A 12,218-nucleotide genomic window follows, 5' to 3' on the forward strand; every position below is an offset into this window, starting at 1 on the left:
AGCGAGCCGAAGACCTTCATCGTTTGAATACTGGGCTCTGCCGCTGGTAAAACCGGTAGCGAAGCCGGAGCCTTTACCAGTCCGACATCAGCAGCTTGTTAGGGCTTTATCTCTATTGAAAAATCAAAACCAATCCGTTTTATTGGTTCAGAATTTATACTGTTAGCAGCCAAATAATCATCGTCCTGAAGTTCTTCATATTTAACGAAATATGAGTGTATTTTGTTTTTTAAAATAATACCGCTTTGCTTTTTAACCCATTTAAGTCTATCAGTTGTAAAGATGACCGACTTACAGATAAACATACGACTAAGAACAGATGGGATATACTCTCGTTTATCGAATACTGTAAAAGGGTCGCCTATGGAAAGAATGGAAAGATGTCCATCCACTTTATTTTTAAGCATTTTCTCAGCAGAATTATATATACCGCTCGGCAAGAAAACCCCAGTTTTCACTCCCTTTTTCATAGCAACTGTAGCCATTCGCTTATCGAATGCAGAGCCACCAAACAAAACGCTATGATTGTTAACCTCGCAATAGTTTATAAGCTCATTTACGACAGACTTTTCTTCCTCGCTAGGCTTTGTTCCAGAGATTATGGCAATATCAAATTCTGTGGTTAAGTTCCCTATAACCCAGAGATCTTTCTCTGTATAGCGTGTCAATCCAATCGGATAATATTTTTCATTCTTCCTTACAAGACTCACACCTAGACTCTTAAGCTCAGATATTTTTTCAGGCGTGATTGACAGATTTTTTCCAGCATTTTTTGACGCTTCAGGCTCAAACACAAGAATATTGTTTGAAGTTTTTTTAAGGTATTTTAGGATAAGTCGCTTAACTTCCCCCCAATCCAAGCCTCCATGTCCGCATCCAAGAGCAGGTAATGTTATCGTCAACCCTTCTTTATTTTTCAAGTAATTAGAAAGCCAGATGAGGCCATCTTCGATATACTCATATTTAGAGGGGTTTCTCCAATGATTTTTTGTAGGAAAATTTATGATTTCAATCCCTTTCGAAAACATATCTCCTTCCTTCCAAACAGTAGGTTTTCCAGGTGCAATTTCTTTTTCTTTGCATTCCCGAGCATACTCCTTGAACATCTCAGGGTATTTTTTCTTGAAAGCTAGTGCTACACCAGCACCCATGACGCCCACGCAGTTGACCGTATTGATTCTAATGTCAGCATCAAAATCGAAGAAATCACCTTTAACAAACTCTAGCATGGACTATTGCACCCTAAAACTTGAAGCATTCTGCTTTTTAGAGTCTCAATCGATTGCCCATGAGACATTACCCAATACATATTGATTGAGTTCATATCTGCCTTACCAAGAGCGATAAGCATATTTAGATCGTTTTCATTTTCAATCACGTCGGCCAATTGCTTCTCATCGCGCCCTCTGGCAACAATATCTCCAATTAGATCATCATAGGTTACCAAAATCACTATTTTCCTTATTGATTCCTCACTAAGCCCTCCAATATCCTCAGTGAGGATTCGCTTTAACATAGGCAAAGACTTCACCGCATGATCGTTATCAGCCCGAGTCATGCCATCTTGTCCCCATCGTGATTTTGGACCCTTCCCTATGTCATGCAAATACGCTGATAAAAGAACAATTTCTTTATCCTCGTCTGATAGCTCATTATATTCACACAACTGATCGAGGCCAGCAGCTACTTTTCTGCTATGTGTGCCAACATCGTCGGCATGCGGCCCGTAGCTGGCTCTTAATCCATCAATATCATCAAGTTCTTTTATCGATGAAAAGTTACGCGCTATAGCCTCTAATGAGGCGCGAATACTTTCATACTTCTTCGGACCATTAGTGTTCTTACATATATCTGAAATTGTCTGATCAACTTCATGTTTTAGAAATCTCGGGCCAGTTATGATTGACTGCCTGCCACCGTCATAAAAATTCATATAATAGTGATCTTCATCAAATTTTAGGCTGGGAGATTGTACCGCTTTGCCCTGGAATATTTTTTCTACTTCTCCCTTTATCCACTCATTCCAGATAATAATGTAAGAGACTTCAGAAATTTGAATGCCGCCAGGCACAAGCAACTCTGCCATTTTCTGATGACGATACTCTTCCGTTGGACACCCCCACTTTTTGTCATCAATGGCGTCCCAATTTAAAGAATCAAGCATATTTACTGACGATAAATTGTAGAAATTTGGTGGAATATCAGTATTTGCTGATGCGTCAGTAAAAACAACGCCAACTTTTTTTTCAATAATTTCTATCGGAACTGCAAAGTATATTAGTAGGGGCTGGTCTACATTCTTCTTATTTATAACACCGAGTTGCATGGATGTTTTTTTTGAAAAATAAAAAGGAACGTAGTCGTGAACAAATTTTCCTCCAGAGCACGGTACAGGCATAGTGCTCCTTCTCCCTTGAATCCCCTTCTCAGCAATGTCTTCGTGAGATACACCCTGTGCATCCTTTAAGTTTGTACACAACAAACCACTATCAATGATCGATTCTAGATTATCGATCAAAGTAAAATGATACGCATATCTTCCTTTTAATCCTTGTGGGATATTCATAATTTGTTCCTCGAAAATCCGATGTTCGATTGGAGCCCTAGCAATTTAATAGTGAGCAAATTGCTCGTTTAGCGTGTGCTCGTTTTTATCCATAGTGCCATCATTGCTAGTTTACTGAAAGTCAAAGAATGCAAAGGTTATTATCAGTCGTGGGAATGTCAAAAATTCGCGCATTGACTCCATCAAGTAATCAATGCGCCAACTGCCGTTATACGTACCAAGCAGCCGTTTTATATTAAAAGTCAATGCCAATTCCTGACACACCACGGCCTCAGAACAACCCTAATTTATCCTTCTCACTGTTCCTCTGGGAAAGCTTCACTTATTTTATGATTATGTCGGCTTATAAACTGTTCCCTTTATTCGCATTTCCGCGAAAGAGAAATGAGCATTTTACGCTATTAGGACGGAGTTGGTTATTTTATAGCAAGTTTGGCTAACACCGTGATGGATCTGCGCCTATCACATTGACTGTGAATGAACCAACAAGCTTCAAAGAAGGTCGCCCAAAACATTATCGACTTCCGAACAACCACGTTAGTATTATCAATACGCTTATCAATCCGATTGTCTATTACAATAAAGATAATGCTTCGTTCGCTAAATCAAAATAGCACCTCGCCGGGCAATGAATTAATCTAACCGAAGATATCAAAAATCCTCTCCGTACCTTTATATTGCTTGAAGATTTCCGGCATCATAAGTTGAAAATTATAGCTTCCGTGCTTTTTAGCAGAAGGTTTTTCGGATACATCAATGCTCCAATTCTCAATTAAATAGTAGATCAGCGCGGCTCTTTCAAAATATGTAAATTCGTCTTTATCATCCAACCCGAAATCTTTCCGTACGACAATTTCTTTTCTGTCCGTAAGACCTGGATGCAGTCTAAGGGTCAATGGGAGCTTGGTGTTCCAATCTCCGTCTGCTTCGATGGTCGCGTGGTGTGGTGCAGGTTCATCCCCCAGTATTTCGGTCGCATCTAGTCTAATAAAATGAAAGTTTTTGAACCCTTCGCTTTCTTTATGGAAAGCTCTAAACATCCATGTTTTGCCGTCGTAAAATATTGCTGTGGGGAAGAGAGTTCTATCGCCAATATTGTCACTGTTGCTTGTAAGATATCTGCACTTGACCCCAACTCTAGCGCTCATTGCCCGTGTGATTGTTGCAACGAGATCTACGTCTAATCGAGTAGGGAATGTTCCCACACGCTGGTAAGGCGCTAGAGGCTCCTCAAATAATAGATTTTTATTGAACCCATTACCTAGCATACCCAGTGCCTTTTCTGCACTGATGTCGAAAACTGGTTTATAGGTATCCAATATAGCGTTGGCTCGGAGCTTATGACTGTATTTGACATTCTCTTCGGCCAGATCCCTATAGTCGGATATTTCCCTAGTGGCCGCTGCATCCATAATTCCAAATTGGTCACTTATGTCGCTACGACTGATCGTCCCTATGAATCTGAGTCTAAAGTCGATAAACAGCATTCTTTCAGCTTTCTGAACACCTTTCTCATTTTCAAATTTTAGGTAATCCATAAAAACCTCATGTTCGGATTTTTCGAACATGATAATCAATCGGGTAATCATATCAAGAAAAATACGTGTGATGACTGCTTAAAATATTTTCTGTAGATCCACTTGATCGAAGTGGCACTATGAAATATGATCTGTGCTAGTGATATTTATAGTAGTGTATAAATTCACAATAAATTTACATTTAACCGGTATAGAGGCGACAGTAATGTCTAGAGGAAAAAATCAACATGTGGTCAAACACCCTGACGGGTGGGCGGTGAGAGGAGCAGGCAACAGCCGGGCGACTCGTGTAACTGAAACGCAACGCGAAGCAATAGATATTGCTCAAGATATCGCACGCAATCAGCAATCTGATACTAAGGTGCACGGACGAGACGGAAGAATTAGGGCTGGCAACAGCTACGGTAACGATCCCCACCCACCAAAGGACAAGAAATAATGCCAAATAGACATGCTCACATGGCGATAGGTGCTGTTAGCTGTACTATCGCTATGGCCGGTGACGAAAGGCCAAATGAATTCACTCATAATCTGGCAGTTGCTCCAATTCTAGGTGCGGTCGCCGCAAGGTTACCAGATATCTTAGAGCCAGCTCACAATCCACATCACCGTCAATTTTTCCATAGTCTGGCAATGTTAGTTGCTGTAGGGGCAGGGGTTAAGAAAGTTTATTCCTGGGAGCCGGATAGCAAACTAAAAGAGGTGCTCCGTGGCGTGCTACTAATCGGTGGTGTAGCCTACATCAGCCATTTAATTGCTGACGGATGCACACCGAAGAGCCTTCCACTGTTAGGCAAGTTATAGGAGTTCCGTTGTATGATTCAATTTAATGCAGCACGCCAGTTAGAAGTACCACAGAAAGCATTTCTAATGGAGGCAATTGATCTTGCGCTGGACCAGCTTGATCTGGGAACTTCTGACTTAGAAAAGATTGAATCTGCATATAACGGGGTAGGCAACTATCTGGCTGGCTGCGAACATCCTTTGCTAGAGGACGCTGAAATTTATCCGCAAGGCTCAATACGTCTGCGAACAACTGTTAAGCCGCGGACAAAAGAAGAGTTCGATGTCGATCTTATTCTTTTTCTTCCCAATGCAGGTAATGCTACACGAGACGAGATCAACGATGTCGTTTGGAAACATCTTAAAGCAAGTAAGGTGTATGGACCGCTTGCTGAACCGCTAGCAAGAGGTTTCAGGATAAACTATTCGGGCAACTACCACCTTGATATCACACCTGCGGTCGAATATACGGCTGAGGAATTAAGGGGGCAGCCCCTATGGGTAGTTGATAAGCGCTTTCAATTTAAGGAATCCAACCCTGAAGGTTTCGCGTTATGTTTTGACGATGCTTGTGGGCTACTTCCAAAAATTATGCGGACGCAGTCTTTTCGTGAAACTTTAAGCGCTGAAATGATTAAGGATTTTCCGGATCAGAATGATAAAAAGTTGTTGAACCGCATCATCCAGGTCATCAAGCGTCATCGAGATGTTTGGGCCGCTCGCGAAGATAATCGCTATGGTGAATACAAGCCTATTTCAGTACTACTCACAACGTTGGCTACTCTGGCCTATCTCCATATTGTGCGCTTAGGCAAAACATTCTCATCAGAACTTGACGTGCTGTTGGATGTTTTAGAACTGATGCCAACTTTCATTCAACAGGCTAACGATGAATACCGGGTTGAGAACCCAAGCATGCATGAGGAAAATTACGCGGAGAAGTGGAATCGCAAAGAAAAAATGGAAGGGCCGAAGTTAAGGCAAGGATTTTTTGAATGGCATAAGGCGGCCATACATGATTTAGAAGAGCTAGCTAGAGCAAGTAATCAAGGTATGAACGTCATGTTTGCATCTCTATCCGAGGCATTGGGAGAGCGTCCAGTTAAAGCGGCCCGGGAAAGCATCGTCGAAACTGTATCTGCTAGCCGTGAGAAAGGTAATTTAGGTGTTGTGTTAGGAACAGGAGCAATTGCAGCTGCTGCACCTAAAACTGTAAAAGCAGTGACAGCCAAAACAAATCCCATTGTTCCTGTTAAGAAGAATAGATTCTATGGCGGTGAGTGAGAGAGCGCTGTTCGAGCTTGCCTATCCTGACATAAGCATAAAAGAGCAATTTCTAGCGCTTAACGCACATTGTAATGGCGATGCACGCATCACTGATCATGACAGGACAGTTGTCTGGGAGGGGATATTGCGACCCACGCCTTGGTCAGCGTTCTACTCGGTGACGGTGAGTTATACGCTGGGTCAGTCACCTAAATGTATAGTAACAAGTCCTTGTCTGGAAGAGTTAGCGGATGGAAGAAAGATACCGCATACGTATGCGAACGATACTCGATTAAAAGGGACGCAATTGTGCCTTTATTTGCCATATATATCGGGTAAAAACAAAGCAAGTGAGTGGAATTCTAAACTGTTGCTTGTAGAGACTATTGTTCCATGGGCGTCGCTCTGGCTTTTCTATTTCGAAGATTGGCTTGCCAGCGGTGAATGGCAAGGCGGTGGTGTAGAACACGCTTCAGAGGGTAGTTGAGTATGAAGAAAGACTTAAGCTATTTTTTTCGAAGTTTTACTGATTTCATATTCAGGAAAAGAACAGCAGCTCTTGTATTTGCCAAAATTGGTGGTTCGTTGGTCGGGTTATCAGCAGTCGCTAGTTTGGTAGTATCGGTCACATATCAGGGGCAGTACGGTTTTTTTGAAATAGAATACCACTCTTCAAGCACTCCAAAGTTGATCATTTTAATAAGTTTTGTGTTGGGCGCTTCGCTAATTTTTATCAGCTTGGCATGGGAGCTTATCCGATATAGAAGCGAATATCAGATCTTAAAAAAGCGAAAAACAATTGTTATCGAACAACGTGGCCTGGTTGATACGAAAGATGAGTCGTTAGCTGAGCATGTCAGGAAAACAAGAAAAATACAGGTGGATTCGATATTAGTAGATATCAGAGAGCGCTTAATAGATAACGTTATAAGTGAACCTGAAATCGCATTAGATAAAGTTTTTAATCTCAAGCATTCGTTAAAAGAGAAAATAAACTCTTTAGATGTATCAGACATCAACGTTATCTACGGTGGGATAATGCCCGTACCGTTTGCTTTTTTGACGGGTTACTTACTAGATGATGAATCGTCAGTAGAGATTATAGATTGGGATCGAGATGCTTCTGCCTGGCGAGAGCTTGATAGTGATGATGATAGTGAGCAATTCAGAGTCGATGTAGAAAATCAAAAGACATGCAATGGCGCAGTGATTGCTGTTTCGTTTTCATATCCGGTAGACAAGGCTGCTATCAATTCTGCATTTCCATCGCTGCCCCATCATTATCTTTCGTTAAATGATGTTAGTCGCAACAATCACTGGTCAAAGCAAAAGCAGTCTAGGTTGGCGGGTGAATTCTTCGAATACTGTAAAAAGCTTGCGGGGCAGGGGGTAGAACACATCCACTTGATTCTGGCTTCTCAGAATAGCGTGGCATTCAGATTTGGTCAGATTTACGACAAGCGAAATTTGCCTTCGATTACAGTGTATCAATATGAACGCAGTCATACTTTAAAGTACCCTTGGGGAGTGAGAATACCTCAGCAGCCAAAGGTCAAGCCATATATAAAGACACTGGAGCTATCTGAGACTGCTATAATTTGAAGACGCCGCTTAGGTGCAAACCTAAATGAGCAATTGTAAACCTCCCCCAATTAGTTACACCCATACTTAGAGGTTTCGACCAGTTTGACTAATTGATTCAGCAATGCCTGCTCTGGCCGAGGTCGTTTATAGGTAAAATATTGAGCTACTAGCAAAGGCACACTTGTCAAGGATTGGTATCTCAGTGTGCAGATGCGGTAGGGTTAAATCTACTGTACTATGAGGTGGTAAAATTCTTTATCGCAAGGTTCTCTAAACGTACACAGCACCCGTCTACATAATTCAGTTTTAACGGCAGCAATCGGCACAAGTAGATTGTCAGCTAGGGACTCTTTCTTGGCGTGGCCTACGACGAAGAACTCTAATAAGGTATCCCACTAATTTAGTGGAGGCTTACACTTAGGCTTAGATATTAAAAAGAAGTGATTCAAAATATTTAGGTATTTGTCTTATTTTGCGTGCTAAGGTAATAAGTAGTACAGAGGTAGCACCAACCTTATCAGGTTAGTAGTAACTATCGTCGAAGAGTAGGAGAAATGGTGGCCCCACCCTGACTTGAACAGGGGACCTGCCGATTATGAGTCGGATGCTCTAACCAACTGAGCTATAGGGCCATTTAGATAAGATGCGTTGAAATTGTTAGCCATAACAATCACAAGCGAGCGCAAGTATAAGCAGTTTTATTTGCCTTGTCACGCCCCACTAAGGGCTTTGTGATGTGTTTGCTTTATTTTTGTTCAAGTTGCTGCGTGAAGCGGTACGTATTGAACATATTCTGCTCTGGGCGTACCGCTTCTTTGCATTGCTCTAAAGTACTTTATGGGGCAGTTATAGGGTTTTGGTCAAACGCCGTCTACGTTGCCATAAAAGCGCGACCAAACCTGTAAGGCTTAGTATTCCCATACTGCCACCGCCGCCACTTGATACAGTGTCGTTGCCCAAATCTACCACTTCGGCAGGGGCTTGAACATCAACCGAAATACTGTCGCTGGTGCTTACACCAAACTCATCAGTAGCCGTTAGGGTAAACGTAAGTGTGGCTTCGTTGTCTGGCGTGGTAAAACTCGCTCGCACCGTTTCTGCGTCATTTATAGTAACTTGCGGCCCTGCGGTTTGCTCCCACAGTACGCCAACTAGCGCACCTTCAGGGTCGGTTGCGCTACCTTGAAGTGTTTGCGAAGTGCGAAGCAGCGCCGCAAAGTCGTTGCCAGCATTAACTACAGGGGCTTGATTGCTTTCATCGTCTTTAACGGTGACTACAGTTTGATTAAAGCTGCCAAGTTGACTTTCGTCGTCAGCACTTAGGGTAATGAAAAACTGCTCTTGAGGTTCTTCAATACTGTCGTTTAATAAGGTTACGGTAATAGACTGAGTTTGCGTTTCATCCTCGCCCCACGTCAACGTGCCCGACTGGGCTTCAAAATCTTCGCCAGCAACAGCGCTGTCACTCTCTATAGTGTAGGTAATGGTTAAATCGCTTTCAGCGCCACCTTGTCGAGTAACGTTAACACTTACTGAAGCATCGGTTTCAAGTACGGTAACTGCATCTACACTCAGTTCGGCAACGCCAGTTTGTTCAGCCCCCTCAATTGTTACCCGTGCGTAGCCTAGGCCCGGAGTAATACCGCCACCCTGCGGGTTATATAAACGTACAAAAAACATTTCATCGCTTTCTGTTGCGCGGTTTGGCGCAATGGTTAGCGCAATATTTTGCGCATCTGTGTCGTCTTGTCCCCACGAAAGTTCGCCGCTTGCAAGCGTCACGTCATCGGCGTTGGCCGAGCCATTAATCACCTCGTAGTTTACCGTAACTGCGCCAGTGCCCATTTTCATGACAGGTAGCGTAAATGTGGTGTCATCAGTGGTTGTGGCAGTAGTGTTACTCAACGCTACTGTCGTGGTATTTTCTAACGTGTCGTCTTTTAAAATAAACAGGCCGCGTTGTATATCACTCACTAATATATTTCCGCTAGGTAAGAACGGATACACGCCCCACGCGCCGTTGAAATTGGTGGTGTCAAACGCAGGGTAGGTATCAAAAAAGCCAACCTGCTCAGGTGCTGCTGGGTTTGAAATATCCAGTATAGTTAGGCCGCGCTCGTAGTTTGACATGTAATAGCGATTGCCCCGCACATAACCATTATGGTCGATGGTGGTATTGTCGCTTGTCCAAGTACCCGCCAGTATTGGCGTGGTAAGCGACGTAATATCAAACACCATAACGCGGGTATTAAGGCTGAAGTTGCGCTCGTCTAATTCATCATGCACAAAAGCGAAACGCTTATCTTCACTAAACCAACCACTGTGGGTATAGGCTACATCGGCATAGCTTATTTTACTCAACTCTTCTACAGACGAGGCATTGGTGTGATCCCACAACCGTAATTCGTTTTCATTAAAGTCGAGCATTACTGTACAGCCGTCGCCCTCAGCGTTATTACATTCACTTTGCGCTCGTTCATCGGTAATCAACATCGATGAAGCGTCATGCGCGTAGTCGTTGCGGTTAAGTGAGCTTGGTTTATAGGTAGCAGATGGTGTTTGCGGTATTTGCAGGGCATACGAACGAAATGCACCGCCATCACTGTCTTGACCCATTAAGTGTAATTGCACACGTGCATTATTTAGCGCTGTGTTAAAGGTGTAGTCTACGTTTGAGATATAAATATTGTGAGCGCGATTGTCGTCGGTATTGCGTCTTAGCAGGCTTACGCTGTTAGGTAAGTCGTTCAAGTCAATAATGGTGAAGCCTTCGGTTACGCTGTCAGCACTTGAATACGCATATGCGCGCCAGCGATTTGCCGTACTGTCGTAATATTGATAAACCTTTACGTCACGCCATGAGGTGCTTTGGCCTTGCACTTCGCCCACCACAACAGGTGAAGTAGGCTCAGTAACATCTACCACCGCAATACTTGCCCGCATGCCTACGATGGCATATTCCCTTTGAGTATTAAGGTCAACGTGCCCCCATATATCGTTAGCACTGCCCGATACTGACGACAGTAAACTTACTGGCACATTGGCAAGCAGTGTAACCTTATCGCAGGGGAAGCGTCCTGCCATGCCATCTACACAGGCTTCGTTGGCAGAAACTTCATTGGAAAGCACCATATCTTCGGCTGTTGCGCGAATGCCTGACGCTGTGCTTTTGCCATCTGTAATACTGTCGAACCCTTTGTTGTACAGGTCTTGGGAAAGATACAAAGGCACGTTAACCAGTGTTGTCTTGTTTACAGTAGGATTTTGCACCTGATAATGGTCGTCGCGAGAAAAACCACCTAGCACCGGCATTAAACTGTCGTTGAGCACTTGTGAGTGAGATGCGCTGTCAAAGTGGTATTCGCCCTCAGCCACTAAAATTTTATCGCCTTTATTTGCTTGACGCGCGGCGTAAAGTAACGTTTTACAGGGTCTAAAACGATTGTCACACTTACCGGCATCAACACCGTCTTGTGCAACAAATCGGGCTTTGTCGTGGTCGGTGTGCGCGTTTGTGTCTTGACTAGTAAATGCCAAAAGCAGCACTATTGGCAGTAAATTTGATGCTTTCATCTTGTCATCCGTGCAATTGATGATATTGAATCTGCATAAAAAAGTACCAGATATTGAAGGGAAGTACATAATCTTATGAAAAGGCTTTTCCAAAAGCGTGTCATGTCATCGTTACTCTTAGCGTTCCTCGTAACATTGACAGGATGCGACGCAATTGATTTTGGCAGTCGTCAGCCGGGCGAGATCCCAGTAAAGATGGTAGGCATTGATAGTGGTGCATGCCCTATGATCATGCACATTGGTCAGCAGGGCTGGAATGTCGACTATTTTGCTTTTTACCTTAGCAAACCTGAAATGAAAATTGATGGTAAATGGCAGCGTGTGAAGTTTAAACAGAACGAATGGCAAACTCCGGATGTGGCCTTACTTAAATTTCACGATTTATGCAGTTCGCCATCAAATGCTAACGACAAAATTATGCTTGATGTGTCAGAGGCGTTTTTAAAATTATCTACTAGCCTTCGCTTTACTATGGGCTTACCTTTTGACGTGAACCATGCAAACCCGCTTTCTCAACCGTCACCACTAAACGACAGTTCAATGTTTTGGAGCTGGCAAAACGGCCATAAATTCTTGCGTTTAGACTTATCCAAGAATGGCGATACGTCACGAAAATGGTCGTATCATTTGGGGAGTGTAGGGTGTGAGTCTGAGTCGGCAGTAAGGCCGCCAGAGAAATCTTGCGCTTATACCAATCGCGTTGAGTTCGTGTTGCCTATGGTGCAACTTGATAGCGACCTTGATTTAGAAGTGTCCTTAGCCGATATCATTACAAAAGTAGATATTAACGAGGCGCCTAATTGTATGTTTGAATCGCCAGACACCGCTCCTTGTAAGCGCCTAATTCAAAACTTAGTTAATCGGCCTTGGATAAAGTGGCAGTCGGTTGTGTTTTAACACGTAGTCAT

Annotated in this window: 10 protein-coding genes and 1 tRNA gene; 6 read left to right on the top strand and 5 right to left on the bottom strand. The window is 43.2% G+C overall.

The window, feature by feature from the left end:
- Positions 1–98 precede the first annotated feature (98 nt).
- The 3 genes from OZ660_RS04325 to OZ660_RS04335 all read right to left on the bottom strand — a co-directional run bounded on the left by OZ660_RS04325 (position 99) and on the right by OZ660_RS04335 (position 4,104).
- The gene (locus OZ660_RS04325; protein WP_274742686.1) at positions 99–1,229 is read right to left on the bottom strand and encodes a macro domain-containing protein; all 1,131 of its coding nucleotides are present in this window, start codon (positions 1,227–1,229) and stop codon (positions 99–101) included.
- Entirely contained in the window at positions 1,223–2,566 is a 1,344-nt protein-coding gene (locus OZ660_RS04330; protein WP_274742687.1) for a DarT ssDNA thymidine ADP-ribosyltransferase family protein, read from the bottom strand. Before OZ660_RS04330 ends, OZ660_RS04325 begins: the two co-directional genes overlap by 7 nt.
- A 638-nt stretch (positions 2,567–3,204) precedes the next feature.
- Positions 3,205–4,104, bottom strand: coding sequence for a WYL domain-containing protein (locus OZ660_RS04335; RefSeq protein ID WP_274742688.1), 900 nt, complete (start codon positions 4,102–4,104; stop codon positions 3,205–3,207).
- Between the two features lie 205 nt (positions 4,105–4,309).
- Here OZ660_RS04335 and OZ660_RS04340 point away from each other — a divergent pair, with 205 nt between their 5' ends.
- Genes OZ660_RS04340 through OZ660_RS04360 form a run of 5 tightly spaced genes read left to right on the top strand, consistent with a single transcriptional unit; the run spans position 4,310 to position 7,755 of the window.
- Positions 4,310–4,543, top strand: coding sequence for a DUF2188 domain-containing protein (locus tag OZ660_RS04340; RefSeq protein WP_274742689.1), 234 nt, complete (start codon positions 4,310–4,312; stop codon positions 4,541–4,543).
- The gene (locus tag OZ660_RS04345) at positions 4,543–4,908 is read left to right on the top strand and encodes a metal-dependent hydrolase (protein ID WP_274742690.1); all 366 of its coding nucleotides are present in this window, start codon (positions 4,543–4,545) and stop codon (positions 4,906–4,908) included. The genes OZ660_RS04340 and OZ660_RS04345 overlap by 1 nt, the downstream gene beginning before the upstream one ends.
- Positions 4,909–4,920: 12 nt before the next feature.
- Entirely contained in the window at positions 4,921–6,171 is a 1,251-nt protein-coding gene (locus OZ660_RS04350) for a nucleotidyltransferase domain-containing protein (RefSeq protein WP_274742691.1), read from the top strand.
- Positions 6,158–6,640 (top strand): hypothetical protein, encoded by a 483-nt coding sequence (locus OZ660_RS04355; protein ID WP_274742692.1) that lies wholly within the window; start codon positions 6,158–6,160, stop codon positions 6,638–6,640. The genes OZ660_RS04350 and OZ660_RS04355 overlap by 14 nt, the downstream gene beginning before the upstream one ends.
- 2 nt (positions 6,641–6,642) lie before the next feature.
- Positions 6,643–7,755 carry an SAVED domain-containing protein gene (locus OZ660_RS04360; protein ID WP_274742693.1) on the top strand — a complete coding sequence of 371 codons (1,113 nt, stop codon included), beginning with the start codon at positions 6,643–6,645 and terminating at the stop codon, positions 7,753–7,755.
- A gap of 537 nt (positions 7,756–8,292) precedes the next feature.
- On the opposite strand, the gene OZ660_RS04365 is transcribed toward OZ660_RS04360, so the two are convergent.
- Together OZ660_RS04365 and OZ660_RS04370 are read right to left on the bottom strand one after the other, a co-directional pair.
- Positions 8,293–8,369, bottom strand: a tRNA-Ile gene (locus OZ660_RS04365).
- 214 nt (positions 8,370–8,583) lie between these two features.
- On the bottom strand, positions 8,584–11,310 hold the full coding sequence (locus OZ660_RS04370) for a choice-of-anchor B family protein (RefSeq protein ID WP_274742694.1): 2,727 nt from the start codon (positions 11,308–11,310) through the stop codon (positions 8,584–8,586).
- 102 nt (positions 11,311–11,412) lie between these two features.
- On the opposite strand from OZ660_RS04370, the gene OZ660_RS04375 reads away from it, so the two are divergent.
- The gene (locus tag OZ660_RS04375) at positions 11,413–12,207 is read left to right on the top strand and encodes an MbnP family copper-binding protein (protein WP_274742695.1); all 795 of its coding nucleotides are present in this window, start codon (positions 11,413–11,415) and stop codon (positions 12,205–12,207) included.
- Positions 12,208–12,218: the final 11 nt, after the last annotated feature.

Origin of the sequence: Alteromonas sp. 009811495, assembly GCF_028865455.1 — a bacterium.
GTDB lineage: Bacteria > Pseudomonadota > Gammaproteobacteria > Enterobacterales > Alteromonadaceae > Alteromonas.